15 protein-coding genes are annotated in these 13,815 nt (G+C 72.9%); 8 read left to right on the top strand and 7 right to left on the bottom strand.

Features of this window, described 5'->3' with window-relative positions; genetic code table 11:
- Positions 1 to 143: 143 nt before the first annotated feature.
- Positions 144 to 1,217: a DMT family transporter gene (locus ACFXKG_RS35850; protein WP_384848045.1), complete on the bottom strand. Its 1,074-nt coding sequence runs from the start codon at positions 1,215 to 1,217 to the stop codon at positions 144 to 146.
- Positions 1,218 to 1,255: 38 nt separating this feature from the next.
- On the opposite strand from ACFXKG_RS35850, the gene ACFXKG_RS35855 reads away from it, so the two are divergent.
- The gene (locus ACFXKG_RS35855; protein WP_384848047.1) at positions 1,256 to 2,173 is read left to right on the top strand and encodes a LysR family transcriptional regulator; all 918 of its coding nucleotides are present in this window, start codon (positions 1,256 to 1,258) and stop codon (positions 2,171 to 2,173) included.
- A gap of 149 nt (positions 2,174 to 2,322) precedes the next feature.
- Here ACFXKG_RS35855 and ACFXKG_RS35860 read toward each other — a convergent pair whose 3' ends face one another.
- From ACFXKG_RS35860 to ACFXKG_RS35870, 3 genes are all read right to left on the bottom strand, one after another.
- Entirely contained in the window at positions 2,323 to 2,802 is a 480-nt protein-coding gene (locus ACFXKG_RS35860) for a Rieske (2Fe-2S) protein (RefSeq protein WP_384848050.1), read from the bottom strand.
- 159 nt (positions 2,803 to 2,961) lie between these two features.
- Entirely contained in the window at positions 2,962 to 3,972 is a 1,011-nt protein-coding gene (locus ACFXKG_RS35865) for an LLM class flavin-dependent oxidoreductase (protein ID WP_384848188.1), read from the bottom strand.
- Positions 3,973 to 4,038: 66 nt separating this feature from the next.
- Positions 4,039 to 5,400: a PHB depolymerase family esterase gene (locus ACFXKG_RS35870; RefSeq protein WP_384848053.1), complete on the bottom strand. Its 1,362-nt coding sequence runs from the start codon at positions 5,398 to 5,400 to the stop codon at positions 4,039 to 4,041.
- Between the two features lie 662 nt (positions 5,401 to 6,062).
- On the opposite strand from ACFXKG_RS35870, the gene ACFXKG_RS35875 reads away from it, so the two are divergent.
- The 6 genes from ACFXKG_RS35875 to ACFXKG_RS35900 all read left to right on the top strand — a co-directional run bounded on the left by ACFXKG_RS35875 (position 6,063) and on the right by ACFXKG_RS35900 (position 10,372).
- Positions 6,063 to 6,923, top strand: a complete 861-nt coding sequence (locus ACFXKG_RS35875; RefSeq protein WP_384848056.1) for a HipA family kinase — start codon at positions 6,063 to 6,065, stop codon at positions 6,921 to 6,923.
- Positions 6,920 to 7,348: a DUF3037 domain-containing protein gene (locus ACFXKG_RS35880; protein WP_384848059.1), complete on the top strand. Its 429-nt coding sequence runs from the start codon at positions 6,920 to 6,922 to the stop codon at positions 7,346 to 7,348. Before ACFXKG_RS35875 ends, ACFXKG_RS35880 begins: the two co-directional genes overlap by 4 nt.
- 119 nt (positions 7,349 to 7,467) lie before the next feature.
- Positions 7,468 to 8,229, top strand: coding sequence for a 3-oxoacyl-ACP reductase FabG (gene fabG, locus ACFXKG_RS35885; RefSeq protein ID WP_384848062.1), 762 nt, complete (start codon positions 7,468 to 7,470; stop codon positions 8,227 to 8,229).
- A gap of 17 nt (positions 8,230 to 8,246) precedes the next feature.
- Positions 8,247 to 9,047 carry an SDR family oxidoreductase gene (locus tag ACFXKG_RS35890; RefSeq protein ID WP_384848065.1) on the top strand — a complete coding sequence of 267 codons (801 nt, stop codon included), beginning with the start codon at positions 8,247 to 8,249 and terminating at the stop codon, positions 9,045 to 9,047.
- Positions 9,048 to 9,153: 106 nt separating this feature from the next.
- A complete protein-coding gene (locus ACFXKG_RS35895; RefSeq protein ID WP_384848067.1) occupies positions 9,154 to 9,837 on the top strand; it encodes a uracil-DNA glycosylase in 684 nt (227 codons plus the stop codon).
- 70 nt (positions 9,838 to 9,907) lie between these two features.
- Positions 9,908 to 10,372, top strand: coding sequence for a hypothetical protein (locus ACFXKG_RS35900; RefSeq protein WP_384848070.1), 465 nt, complete (start codon positions 9,908 to 9,910; stop codon positions 10,370 to 10,372).
- A 64-nt stretch (positions 10,373 to 10,436) separates the two neighbouring features.
- Here the strand turns inward: ACFXKG_RS35900 and ACFXKG_RS35905 are convergent, their stop codons facing one another.
- The 3 genes from ACFXKG_RS35905 to ACFXKG_RS35915 form a co-directional block, all read right to left on the bottom strand.
- Positions 10,437 to 10,910, bottom strand: a complete 474-nt coding sequence (locus ACFXKG_RS35905; RefSeq protein WP_384848073.1) for a hypothetical protein — start codon at positions 10,908 to 10,910, stop codon at positions 10,437 to 10,439.
- 199 nt (positions 10,911 to 11,109) lie between these two features.
- A complete protein-coding gene (locus ACFXKG_RS35910; RefSeq protein WP_384848191.1) occupies positions 11,110 to 11,577 on the bottom strand; it encodes a DinB family protein in 468 nt (155 codons plus the stop codon).
- Positions 11,578 to 11,729: 152 nt separating this feature from the next.
- Positions 11,730 to 12,446, bottom strand: coding sequence for a TetR/AcrR family transcriptional regulator (locus ACFXKG_RS35915; protein ID WP_384848076.1), 717 nt, complete (start codon positions 12,444 to 12,446; stop codon positions 11,730 to 11,732).
- Between the two features lie 103 nt (positions 12,447 to 12,549).
- Here ACFXKG_RS35915 and ACFXKG_RS35920 point away from each other — a divergent pair, with 103 nt between their 5' ends.
- On the top strand, positions 12,550 to 13,806 hold the full coding sequence (locus ACFXKG_RS35920; RefSeq protein ID WP_384848079.1) for an FAD-dependent monooxygenase: 1,257 nt from the start codon (positions 12,550 to 12,552) through the stop codon (positions 13,804 to 13,806).
- The last annotated feature ends 9 nt before the right edge of the window (positions 13,807 to 13,815 follow it).

Here is a 13,815-nt window from a genome sequence, read left to right on the forward strand (position 1 = left end):
GCGGCCCGCCCCCCCGCCCCCCCCGCCCTCCGCGTGCCCGCCCTCGCCGCCCCCCCCCCCCCCCCCCCGCCGCCCCCCCCCCCCCCCCCCGCCCCCCCCCCCCCCCCCCCCCGGCCCCCGCCCGCAGTTACGGCTGAGGGACCCTAAGGCCGGCGCGCCCTGCTCTGGGTGAGCGCGGCTCCGGCGAGGACGATCAGGGCGCCGACCGGGGTGTTCCAGCTCAACTGCTCCCCGAGGAGCGTGACCCCGGCGGCGGTCGCGATGACCGGGATGAAGTACGTGACCATCTGGCCGGTCGTCGGCCCGACCTCGGCGACGATCCCGTACTGGAGCAGGATCGCCAGCCCGGTCCCCAGCGCGCCCAGCACGATCACGGACAGCAGCGGCCCCACCGGGAACGAGGTCGGCATCGAGGTGAACAGCGGCGTCACCAGGGCGAGTTGCAGCGTACCGAGGAAGAGCTGCGCACCCGTCAGCGAGAGGTGCGAGCTGCTGCTGCCCGCCAGTGTGCGGCGTACGTAGATCCAGCCGATCGGATAGCTCAGCGAGGCGAGCAGCGCCATCGCCGTACCCGCCGGGTCGAGCCCCGAGAAGCCCTGCCACGCGCCGAGCACCGTCAGCACCCCGAGGAATCCGATACCGAGGCCGGCGACCCGGCGGCGGGTGGGCCGGTCCTCGGAGAGCGCGACCATGGAGAGCGCCATGCCCCAGAGCGGGGAGGTGGCGTTGCAGATGCCCGCCAGCGTGGACGGGATCGTCAGCTCGGAGTACGCGAACAGCGAGAACGGCAGCGCGTTGAGCAGGAACGCCGCGACGGTGAGATGGCCCCAGGTCCGTGCCGACCGGGGCAGCCGCTCGCGCTTCACCGCCATCGCGACGGCCAGTACCGCCGTGCCGAAGAAGAGCCGGCCGAAGGTGACCTGGAAGGGGGCGAAGCCGTGGGTGCCGACCTTGATCAGCAGAAAGCTGAAGCCCCAGATGAGCGCGAGCGCGGCGAACCGGAGGCGCCAGTCGAGCGCGGGGCGCGGGCGGGCCGCCTCGGCTGCGGGGACGGGGCCGGTGGAGACGGCGGCGGAGGAAGCTGCGGTGGTCGAGGTGGCGGAAGTGGTGGCGGAGGAGGCGGTGGATGCAGCGGTGGTCGAGGTGGCCCGGGGCGGGCGGCGCGGGGTCGCGGTGGTCATGGCGTCAACGATGACGCGGCACACCTCGTAGAACAAGCGAGACTTTGTCCACCCGTCTGATTAGTATTGCTTACATGTTGAATCTGGAGCGCCTGCGGACCCTGGATGCCCTGGCGCGGCACGGCTCGGTGAGCGGCGCCGCCGACGGTCTGCACGTCACCACCTCGGCGGTCTCCCAGCAGATGGCCAAACTGGAGCGCGAGGTCGGCCAGCAGCTCCTGGCGAGGAACGGCCGCGGCGTACGGCTCACGGACGCGGGCCGGCTGCTCGCCGACCATGCCGCGCGGATCCTCTCGCAGGTCGAGATCGCGCAGTCGGACATCGAGGCGCAGCGCGGCCGGGTGGTCGGCGAGGTGCGGATCTCGGCGTTCCCGACGGCGGCCCGCGGGCTGTTCCCCCGCGCGCTCCGCGCCCTCCGGGAGGACCATCCCGAGCTGCGGGTCCGCTCGTGCGAGCTGGAACCGGAGGCCGGGATCCAGGGAGTCATGAGGGGAGATCTCGATCTCGCGGTCGTGCTGGAGTGGAGCAACAAACGGATGCCGGTGCCCGGCGGCCTCGCCACCGAACATCTGCTGGACGACGTGGCCGACCTGGCGATGCCGGTCGGCCATCCGCTCGCGGGCCGGGCGGAGGTGGATCTGGAGGACTTCGCGGAGGACGACTGGGTGTCCTGGCCGGAGGGCGAGTTCTGCCACGACTGGCTGATGTTCACCCTGCGCGCGAAGGGGTTCGAGCCGCGGATCGCACATCTCGCGGGGGAGTACCACACCCAGCTCGCGCTGATCGCGGAGGGACTCGGGGTCTGTGTCGCGCCCCGGCTCGGGCGGGGCGCGCTGCCCGCGGGCGTCGCCGTCGTGCCCGTACGGAACACGATGCGCCGTCACATCCACGCCGTGTGGCGGACGGACGCCGGCCGTCGCCCGTCGATCAGGGCGGCCGCCCGGGCGCTGGGCCGGGCGGCGGCGGCCGACCGGGCCGAGGTGGCCGGCTGAGCCGGGCCGACCCGCGTACGGGGGCACCCGTACGGGAGGGGTTGACGGCTGACGGGCTTCACCCGCTGCCGACGAAAAGTGAAGTCCGTCAGCCGTCGGTCTGTGGTGGCGCCGGGGCGCCGGGGGTCACGGCCGCTCGGCGGCCATGGTCACGCGAGCGTGATCGACGTTCCGGAGACCTTGATCGACGCCGTGGGCAGCGGCTTCGTCGCGGGGCCGGCCTGCACACTGCCGTCCGTCGCGCTGAACTTGCTGCCGTGGCACGGGCAGTGGATGACACCGTCCACGATGTCCTTCACCGCGCAGCCCGTGTGGGTGCACTTGGACGAGAACGCCTTGTACTCGCCCGCCGTGGGCTGGGTGACCACCACTCCCTGCGCGTCGAAGACCTTGCCGCCGCCCTCGGGGATGTCGGTGGTCTTCGCGAGCACGTCCGTGGCGCCCGCGCCCGCGCCGCCGCCCGCCGCGGGCTGCTCGGACGCGGCGTTCGAGGAGCCCGACGAGTCGTCCGACCCGCCGCACGCGACGAGCGCCGCACTCAGCCCGACGGCGCCCGCCGCCGTGACCACTGCTCTGCGCCCGACGGTCCGGCGTTCCACGATCCGTGCGGTCCCCTGCGGTTCCGTCATGCCCAGCTCCCGTTCCCTGTCCGGCTCTTGGTCACTCGATTGGCCCGGTCACCCGGTGGTCGTTCGACCGATCTGGCTGTTCCGCCTCGCCGGTTCGTCAGAAAGTACGTGACGGACCCGCGGATTACTCAGCGACTCGGAGATTTCTCAGGAAGTCCTTCACCCGGAGCGGGGTGCGAGCCCCACCAGACCGGCCAGCCGCCGGTACGAGTCCAGCAGGGCGTCCCGGTCGTACGTGCTGGTCGTGACCAGGTACTCGTCCGCCGCGCTGCGCGCGAGCAGCTTTTCGAGACCGGCCGTGACCTCCTCTTCGGAGCCGGCCAGATGGCCCCGTCGCGCCTCCTCGAACAGGGCGCGCTCCCGCTCCGTCATCGGCGTGGCGAGGACCGTGCCGGCCGGGGCGAGGGGCGGGAACGCGCCGTGCGTGCGCGCGTACGCGGTGGACCACGCCTCCGGGATCAGCAGCCGCCGCGCCTCCTCGGAGGTGGCGGCGACCGCGACCGCGCCGGAGAGCATCACGTACGGGCGCTCGCCCCACGCGGAGGGCCGGAAGTCCCGGCGGTACTCCTCGACCGCCCTGAGCATCGCGTCCTCGCCCCGGACGGCCGCGATGACCAGCGGGAGCCCCGCCTCGGCCGCGACCCGCGCGCCCTTTCCGGTGGCCAGGACGAACGGGGGTGGCCGCAGCCCCTCGGCGGGGTGTGCGTGGACCTCGGGGTGCGTGGTGCCGTCGCCGGTGAAGTACGCCAGCAGCTCCGCGAGCCGGCCGGGGAAGTCGTCGGCGTCCCTTTTGTCCCGGCCCAGCGCCCGGCGGATGCCGTCGGTGAAGCCGACGGAGCGGCCGAGCCCCATGTCGACGCGCCCCGGGAAGAGGGACTCCAGTACCCCGAACTGCTCGGCCACGACCAGTGGTTGGTGGTTCGGCAGCATCACACCGCCGGTGCCGACCCGGATGGTGGTGGTCGCGCCCGCCACGGCCGCCGCGAGCACGGTCGGCGCGGAACCGGCCACCCCCGGCACGCTGTGGTGCTCCGAGACCCAGAAGCGGTGGTAGCCGAGCGACTCGACGTACCGCGCGAACCGTACGGTCTCCCGCAGCGCCTCGGGGGCCGTCACCCCCTGCCGGGTGCGGGAACGGTCCAGTACGGAGAACTTCGTCGTCGTCGCGATGGCCACGCTCGGTTCAACGCGCGGAGGGGGCCGAAATTCCCGGGTCGAAATTCCAGGACTGCCCGGTCAGGCGAGCGCACAGGCCGTTCCGTTGAGGGTGAAGGCGCCGGGGGCGGACGCGACGCCGCTGTGGCCGGCCTGATAGCCGATGGCGACACCGGTGCCCGGGTTGATCGTCGCGTTGTACGGGGCATTGGTGGCGGTCACGGCGCCGGTGACCGGGGCGTAGGTGGCGCCCCAGCCGGAGGTGATGGTCTGGCCCGCGGGCAGGGTGAAGCCCAGCTTCCAGCCGTCGACCGGGGTGGTGCCGGTGTTGGTGACCGTCACGGAGGCGGTCAGCCCGGTGTTCCAGGCGCTGGTCGTGACGGCCACCCGGCAGGTGCCCGGCTGCGGCTCAGGACCGGGCCCCGGCCCGGAGCCGCCGCTGTCCAGGCCGAAGAACGTGATGGCACGCGCGGCCATCCCGCCGGCGGGGAGGTTGTGCCCGATGCCCTGCAGGCTGATGGCCTCGACCGCCGCCTGGTTGCCGGAGGAGCCGTAGCGGGTACGGGTCCAGCCGCTCTGGGGCGAGTCGGTCGTGGCCGGTGTCTGCGCGAGCCCGTGGACGTTCGTCCACTGCTTGATCTCCTCCCCGAAATTGGGGTAGCGCAGGATGGCGTCCTCGGTGCCGTGCCAGAGCTGCATGCGCGGCCGCGGCCCGCTGTAGCCGGGATAGGCGGTGCGGACCAGGTCTCCCCAGGCCGCCGGGGTGCGGCTGACCGTACCGTTGGCGCACGCGCTGTTCCACTCGGAGCCGTCGGTGGTGGCGAAGCAGCCGAACGGCACGCCCATGAACGCGGCGCCCGCGGCGAAGACGTCCGGGTAGTCGCCCAGCAGGACGTTGGTCATCATCGCGCCGGAGGACGCGCCGGTGACGTAGACCCGGCCGGTGTCGGCGCCGTACGTACGCGTGGCCCAGTCGACCATGGACCGGATGCCCACCGGGTCGCTCCCGCCGCCACGGCGCAGCGCCTGGGGCGAGGAGACGTCGAAGCACTTGCTGGCCCGGGTGACGGACGGGTAGACGACGATGAAGCCGTACCGGTCGGCGAGCGAGGCGAATTCGGTACCGGAGTGGAACGCCGGCCCGGAGCCCCCGCAGTAGTGCACGGCCACCAGGACGGCCGGGCGGGCGGCGACGGTGTCCGGCACGTACAGGTACATCTGGAGGTTGCTGGGGTTGCTGCCGAAGGTCGTGACCTCGGTGAGCGCGGCGGCGGGTGCGGCGGCGGGCGCCGGACGGGGAGCGGTGGGCGCCCCCGACGGTACGGCCGAGGCGGCCGGGGTGGTGAGGAACAGCGTCGCGAGCAAGGGCGCCAGCGCTCCGAGAAGCGTGACGAGCGCTCTGCGCAGGGGTGTTCTTGGGCGGTTGCTGCCGGTTCTGGACACGTCCTTGTCCCTTCCTGATCGCGTTTCGTGGGGGGTATCGCTCAGGGAAGTGCGCGTGCGGGGGGAAAGACCGCGGCTCGAAACGTGTGCGGATCGGTGCTCGGGCGGGCGAGGGGTACCGGCCTCGCCCGCCCGGAGTTCTCCCGGCGCCGCCGCCTCTTGGGAGGGCGCCGCCGGGGGCATCGTGGCATGCCCACGACTGCTATGGAAGCGCTCCCACGGGCCTGGCCGGATAGCTTCCGTGTAGCTGGGCGAGCTCGCGCGCGGGGCCTTCGCCGTCGCCCGGGAACTCTCCGCCCTTCCCGCACTCAGGATGCGCCCAGCGCCCCGGCATATTGCCGAGTGGACGCATTGCCAACCGGGTGTGCACTCAGCGCTGACGAATATCAAGCTGCCGCCGCATACCTTGAGGGACGTGTGCTCGCGCCAACAGGAGAATCTGTCGGCGCGAGCACGTCCCCGGTGCAGAAGGCCGTCTCCAGCAGCATTTCCTCTCCCCACACCTCCTTGACCGGCGTGCTTCGCGTCGCCGACTCCGCACAAGAGCACATCTCGCGCGGATACATGGCGGATGCATACTGGGGGATTCCCTGGCGGGGTGGGGGCCATACGGGGCGGCGGCCCGTGGCTCGCAAGGCTGAAGAGACGGGTAGCCTGGGAAAATGTTGAATGAGGTCACTGCGACCCGCTACGTCACACCTCTCCGCGAGGGCGGTTCGCTCCCGGGGCTCGTCGAGGCCGACGATCTCGGTACGTACGTCATGAAGTTCACCGGCGCGGGCCAGGGCCGCAAGACCCTGGTCGCCGAGGTCATCTGCGGACAGCTCGCCCGCAGGCTCGGGCTGCGGATCCCCGAACTGGTGCGGATGGAACTCGACCCCGTCATCGGACTCTCGGAGCCCGATCAGGAGGTGCAGGAGCTGCTGAAGGCCAGCGGCGGGCTGAACCTCGGGATGGACTACCTCCCGGGATCGATCGGCTTCGATCCGCTGGCGTACGAGGTGAGTTCCGAGGAGGCGGGCCGGATCGTCTGGTTCGACGCGCTCATCAACAACGTCGACCGCTCCTGGCGCAACCCCAACCTGCTGGTCTGGCACGGCGATCTCTGGCTCATCGACCACGGGGCCACCATGATCTGGCACCACAACTGGCCGGGCGCGCAGGCGTCCGCCGCCAAGCCGTACAACGCCTCCGACCACGCGCTCGCGCCGTTCGCCCCCGATGTCGCCGCGGCCGCCGAACGGCTCGCCCCGCTGGTCACCGAGGAACTGCTGACCGAGGTCACCGCCGACGTCCCCGAGGAATGGCTGGCCGGTGAGCCCGGCTTCGACTCCACCGACGCGCTGCGCCGCGCGTACGTGACGCCGCTCCTGGAACGCGCCGCGACCGTCCACGGGCGCATCACGCTCGACGAGCCCAGCCCCGAACGGCCCTCGCGGGCACCGGGATGGCTGGCCGACCGGCTGGCCCCGCAGCCGCGGCGCGCGCACGGCGCGCGGAGTGAGAAGGGCGGCGCCCAGTGAGCGCGACCGGCTTCACCGAGCCCACGTACGTCAAGAACGTCAAGGGCGACAAGGATGTCTACGAGTACGCGCTGCTGCGGGTCGTGCCGCGCGTCGAGCGGGGCGAGTGCTTCAACGCCGGGGTGCTCGTCTACTGCCGGGCACAGTCCTACGTCGGCGCCCTCACCCATCTCGACGAGGCCAAGCTGTCCGTCCTCGACCCCCGGGCGGACCTCGCGGGGGTACGGGCGGCGCTGCGCGCGGTCGAGAACATCTGCGCGGGCGGCGACGCGGCCGGACAGGCCGGCGCGGACGACGCGGGCCGGCGCTTCCGCTGGCTGATCGCCCCGCGCTCGACCGTCGTGCAGCCCGGCCCCGTCCACACGGGGCTGACGGCCGACCCGCGGTCCGAGGCGGAACGGCTGCTGCGTCTGCTCGTGTTCTGAGTCGTCCGGCGCCGTCGGCCGTTGACACGGCGTGCTGTGGCTTCTAGCGTCTGTCTGCTGAACCTACTAAGCGGTTGCTCAGCATCGGGCCGCAGGATCCTAGGGCGAGGAGATCAGGGATGTCCACCACCGAGCAGCGCGTAGCGGTCGTGACCGGGGCGGCGCGCGGCATTGGCGCCGCCACCGCGGTACGGCTGGCGGCGGAGGGCCGTGCCGTGGCCGTGCTCGACCTCGACGAGGCGGCCTGCAAGGACACCGTCGAGAAGATCACCGCGGCGGGCGGCACCGCCCTGGCCGTCGGCTGTGACGTCTCGGACGCCGCCCAGGTGGAGGCGGCCGTCGCGCGGGTGGCCGCCGAACTGGGCGCGCCGACCATCCTCGTCAACAACGCGGGCGTGCTGCGGGACAACCTGCTTTTCAAGATGAGCGAGTCCGACTGGGACACCGTGGTCAACGTCCACCTCAAGGGCGCGTTCCTGATGGCGAAGGCCTGCCAGAAGCACATGGTGGACGCCGGGTTCGGCCGTATCGTCAGCCTCTCCTCCAGTTCCGCGCTGGGCAACCGTGGCCAGGCCAACTACGCTGCCGTCAAGGCCGGCCTCCAGGGCTTCACGAAGACGCTCGCCAAGGAGCTCGGCAAGTTCGGCATCACCGCCAACGCGGTGGCGCCGGGCTTCATCGTCACCGAGATGACCGCCCAGACCGCCGCCCGCGTCGGCATGGGCTTCGAGGAGTTCCAGGCCGCGGCCGCCACCCAGATCCCCGTGCAGCGCGTCGGACGGCCCGAGGACGTCGCGAACGCGATCGCCTTCTTCACGGGCGACGCGGCGGGCTTCGTCTCCGGACAGGTCATGTACGTCGCCGGCGGACCGCTCAACTGACATCGGGGGCGGTCCACATGACGGAGCAGACGGAAGAGCGTGCGGAACGCGGCGAACGGGGTGCGCGGCCCCCGTTGAGCGGGAAGGCCGCACTCGTCACCGGCGCGAGCCGGGGCATCGGGTACGGCGTGGCCGAGGCGCTCGTCGCACGCGGTGACCGGGTGTGCATCACCGGCCGGAACGAGGACGCGCTCAAGGCGGCGGTCGAGCGGCTCGGCGCCGACCGGGTCATCGGAGTGGCGGGCAAGGCGCACGACCGGGCGCACCAGGCGGTCGCCGTCGAGCGCGCCATGGAGGCGTTCGGACGGGTCGACTTCCTGGTCAACAACGCGGGAACGAACCCGGTCTTCGGCCCGATGGCCGAGCTGGACCTGGACGTCGCCCGCAAGGTGTTCGAGACCAATGTCGTCTCGGCGCTCGGCTTCGCCCAGCTCACCTGGCGCGCCTGGCAGAAGGAGAACGGCGGCGCGATCGTCAACATCGCCTCCGTCGCCGGGATCTCCGCGTCCCCGTTCATCGGCGCGTACGGGATGAGCAAGGCCGCCATGGTCAACCTGACCCTCCAGCTCGCGCACGAGTTCGCGCCGGGCGTCCGGGTCAACGCCATCGCGCCCGCGGTGGTCAAGACCAAGTTCGCCGTGGCGCTGTACGAGGGCCGGGAGGCCGAGGCCGCCGCCGCGTACCCCCTGGGCCGGCTCGGGGTGCCCGAGGACATCGGCGGCGCCGCCGCGTTCCTCACCTCCGACCAGTCGGACTGGATCACCGGGCAGACGCTCGTGGTCGACGGCGGGATCTTCCTCAACACGGGGGTCGGCTGACCGCCGGTCCGGGTCCCCGCGGGCAGAAGGAGCTGGTAGGAGCGATTGTCAGTGGCCACCGGTAGGTTCAGGGGGTACAAGTGATCGCTTACCGGAGGTTGTTGACGTGACCGAGACCGACATGCTGCCCGCGTCCTGGCGTGGTGTCCTCGGCGAGGAGCTGGAGAAGCCCTATTTCAAGGAGCTGATCGACTTCGTCGAGGAGGAGCGGGCGAAGGGGCCGGTCTACCCGCCGCGTGAAGAGGTCTTCGCCGCGCTCGACGCCACCCCGTACGACCAGGTGAAGGTCCTGGTCCTGGGCCAGGACCCGTACCACGGCGCTGGGCAGGGGCACGGACTGTGCTTCTCGGTCCGCCCCGGGGTCAGGACGCCCCCCTCCCTGCGCAACATCTACAAGGAGATGAAGGAGGAGCTGGGCCTTCCGGTGCCGGACAACGGCTATCTGATGCCCTGGGCCCAGCAGGGGGTCCTGCTGCTCAACGCGGTGCTGACGGTCCGGGAGGGCGAGGCCAACTCCCACAAGGGCAAGGGCTGGGAGAAGGTGACGGACGCGGTGATCCGCGCCGTGGCCGAGCGGCCCGACCCGGCGGTCTTCGTCCTGTGGGGCGCCTACGCCCAGAAGAAGCTCCCCCTGATCGACGAGGAGCGTCACGTGGTGGTGAAGGGCGCGCACCCGTCGCCGCTGTCGGCGAAGAAGTTCTTCGGATCGCGGCCGTTCACCCAGATCAACGAGGCGGTCGCCGCACAGGGGCACGCGCCCATCGACTGGCGCATCCCCGACCTCGGCTGAGAGCGAATGCCCGGCGGGGCGGTTAGCGTGATGTTCGTCGGACAAATGGGACGGGCAAGCGGAGGCGGCAGTGGCGGAGCAGCGGCAGACGTCGGCGGACGCCGTCCTGACCAGGATCGGGCAGGCGGTCATGCTGCTCCACGCCGGTGACCGCGAGGAGGCGCGCAACCGCTTCGGCGAGCTGTGGGCGGAGATCGGTGAGGCGGGGGACGCCCTCCACCGCTGCACCCTCGCGCACTACATGGCCGACACCCAGGACGACCCGGGGGACGAACTGGCTTGGGACCTGCGGGCGCTGACCGCGGTGGAGGGGCCGGAGGGGGAAGCGGGGGAGCCGTCGCCCGCCGTGCGCGCCTTCTGCCCGTCCCTCCACCTCAATCTCGCCGCCGACTATCTCAAGCTCCAGCGCCCGGAGGCGGCCCGGCTCCACCTCGACCGGGCGCGGGACGCGGCGGACGCGCTCGGGGCCGCCGGGTACGGCGACGGGATCCGGACGGGCATCGACCGCCTGGAGCGGAGGCTGGGGGAGTGGTGAGCGCCGGGGGAGCGGAGAGCGCGGGGGCGTGACCCTAGGAGCGTGACTCCGTGACGTAATTCCGTTATGTCCCACGGCAGATGCCGGCCTGGGGGCTGTCGGCCGGCCAGCGCGCGTAGCCTTCGCCGAAGGCGCAGAGGTCGGCGAGGGCCGGTACGGACGGGAGCGGTGCGGCCGGCGGTCGCCGCGGCGCCTCATGGGGCCGCTCGTGGAGTCGGCCCCGGCCGTGCTCCGGTGGCGCCGGGGCCGGGGCGTGCCTCGGGCTCGCGGTCCCGCCACCGGTCTCCCGGGCGAGGGCCGGGTGTGACGCCCCGGGGGAGGCGGGCGGCTTCGGGGTGGGGGTCATCCGTTCCAGGGCCTCCTTGACCGGGGACTGGACGACCTGTGGCTCCACCCCGCCGGGTCCCGGGGCGGGGGCGGTCGCCGGGGGCGTGGGCCGGGGGTCCTGCGGGGGCCGCGGGCCCACGGCCACACATCCGGAGACGGCCGTGACCGCCATGCCCAGCAGGACCATCGCCACACTTCTCGTTCGCTGCACGCGCGCAACTCTGCTGGGCGCGGACGCCGTTGGCGAGCCGAGGAGGGGTCGATGGCTCGTACGGGTGAAGCCGCCCGGGCGTGTGGCCTGCGGCGTTGACGGCTTGGCGTGCCCGGCCGCCCGGTGCTGTGGCGCTCGGATCACGGCCTCCAGCCGCCCGGACCTCGGCGCCGCGAGCGGGTCGGTCGCCGCGAGCGGGTCAGTCGCCCGTCGCGCCGTCCAGGCGCTCGCGCAGGAGATCGGCGTGGCCGTTGTGCCGGGCGTACTCCTCGATCATGTGCGCGTAGATCCAGCGGAGGGTGAACGGGTCGCCGCTGCTCCGCTGCCGCTCGCCCGAGCCGCGATGGTCGAGCGGGAGCGGCGCGGCCACCTCGCGCGCATAGGCGATCTGGGCCTGCCAGGTGGCGTACGCCTCCTCCCAGGTGTCGTCCGCACCGGCGTGGAAGTCCCCGTCGGGGTCCGCGTCGGTGAAGTAGATGGGCGGGGCCTTCTCGTCGCGGAGCCGGTTGCGGAACCAGGAGCTCTCGACCTCGGCCATGTGCCGGACGAGACCGAGCAGGGTCAGCTCCGAGGGGGGTACGGCCCGCTCCCTGAGCTGTTCCCCGGTCAGCCCGGCGCATTTCTGGGCGAGGGTCTCCCGGTGGAATTCGAGCCAGCCCTCCAGCATTTCGCGCTCGCCCGCGAAACTGGAGGGCACGGTGCGGGTGTCGGCGGGCACGGTGGCGGTCGCGGAGGCGGCCGTGGGAGCGGTCGCCGTGTTTGTCTCGGAAGTCGTCATGGCGGCCATCCTCACGTACGGCCGACGGCCACTGCCAGCGGTTATCCGGCGGGGCCCGGCCCGTCGCCCGGCGGCGGCGTCAGGTCGCCCACCATGCCGCGCAGCAGTTCGGCGAAGCCGCGGCGCAGTTCGTCCAGGGTGGGTACGGCGCTGTGGTACGAGCCCGCCGCGCAGGAGAACATCAGTCCCTCGCACCACGCGACCAGCGAGAGCGCGTGCCGCTCGGGCTCGGCCGATCCCGCCGCCGTCATCATCGCGACCAGCGGCTCCCGGAACTGGCTGCCCGTCGCGTCGTAGAAGGCCCGCAGCTCCGGGCGGCGGGTGGCCTCCAGCGCCAGTTCGTAGCGGGCGATGAGCAGATCGGGATGGTGGGTCAGATAGCGGTGCAGGGCCAGCGCCAGCGCGTCGACGGGGCCGGCGGCGCCGCCCAGGGCCGCGGGCATCTCGTCCGGGGTGAGCACCCGCATCTCGCGTTCCGCGTGGCGCCGTACCGCCGTCTCCAGCAGTGCCTGCCGGGTGCGCGCGTGGTTGGACGTCGAGCCCTGCGGGAGCCCGGCCCGCTCGTCCACCGCCCGGTGCGTGAGCCCGCGCATCCCGCGCTCGACGAGCAGGGCGAGGGCGGCGTCGGCGATCAGCTCCGCGCGGGCCGTACCCGTGGTGCCGGTGCCTGCGCCTGCGCCTGTGCCCGAGGCGTCTGAGGTGCCCGTGGTGCCTGTGGTGCCTGGCGTGCTGGTGGGGCGTGTCGTGCGTGGAGACATGAGGCCAATCTATCCCTACCACTACACCCGTAGTACGCTGCCGGTACATGCCACTACACCTGTAGTTCGCGTCGGAATCGGCGCGGCCAGGGGAGGAGACGCCATGAACCAGCCCCGTGCCGTCGTCATCGGCGGTGGAATCGGCGGTCTGACCGCGGCCATCGCCCTGCACCAGCGGGGCTGGGCGGTCACCGTCCTGGAACGAGCCCCCGCGCTCACCCCGGTCGGCGCCGGCATCGGCCTCATGCCCAACGCGCAGCGCGCGCTCGACGTCATCGGTCTCGGCGACCGGGTCAGGGAGCTCTCCGCCTGGCAGGGCGCCGGCGGGCTCCGTACCCCCGCGGGCCGCTGGCTCAACCGGATGGACGGGCAGGCGGCGGCCGAGCGGTTCGGCGGACCCCTCGTCCTGCTCCACCGGGCCACCCTGCTGGGGATCCTGTGCGACGCGCTCCCCGAAGGGGCTGTACGGACCGGGGCCGCCGCCACGCTCACCGACCCCGGCGGCGGCCCCGGTGACCCCGGCGACAGCCTCGGCGCCGGTCCGAGGGCCGCCGTCGTGGACACCCCTGACGGCGCCCTGGAGGCCGAACTCGTCGTCGCCGCCGACGGCGCCCGGTCCGCCGCCCGCCGGATGCTCTTCCCCGGCCACCCGGGACCGGTGTACGCCGGATGCACCACCTGGCGGGTGGTCGTCCCGCCGCCCGGGCGGCCGTTCGCGCCGCACGAGACCTGGGGCCGGGGCCGCCTCTGGGGCACCCAGCCGCTCAAGGACGGCCGCGTGTACGCGTACGCCATGGCCGTGACGCCCGCCGGCGCTCACGCCCCCGACGACGAGCGGGCCGAGCTGCGCCGGCTCTTCGGCGACTGGCACGACCCCGTACCCCGGATCATCGACGCCGCCGCTCCCGGGGACGTCCTGCGCCACGACGTCCACGAGATGCGGTCGCCGCTGCCCGCGTACCACCGCGGCCGGGTCGCCCTGATCGGGGACGCCGCCCACGCCATGCAGCCCACCCTGGCGCAGGGCGGCAACCAGGCGATCGAGGACGCCGTCGTCCTCGCCCACCACGCGGGACCCGGTACCGCCCTGGCCGCCCCCGACCTCGCCGCGTACACCGCCGCCCGGCTGCCCCGTACGACCGCGATCGTCCGCCAGGCGCACCGGACGGGCCGGCTGGCCGGCGTCGGCGGAGCGGTCACCGCGGCCCTGCGCGACCACCTCGTCGCGGGGGTGTCCCGGCTCGTCCCCGGGCTCGTGCTGCGGAACTTCGACGGCATCGCCGACTGGCGCCCACCGCAGCGCCCGTATGCTGCCGGGACACCGCGCGGACAGCGGGAAGAAGGCCGCGCGGAGCACTGAACCCACCGT

Origin of the sequence: Streptomyces sp. NPDC059255 (assembly GCF_042752355.1) — a bacterium.
GTDB lineage: Bacteria > Actinomycetota > Actinomycetes > Streptomycetales > Streptomycetaceae > Streptomyces.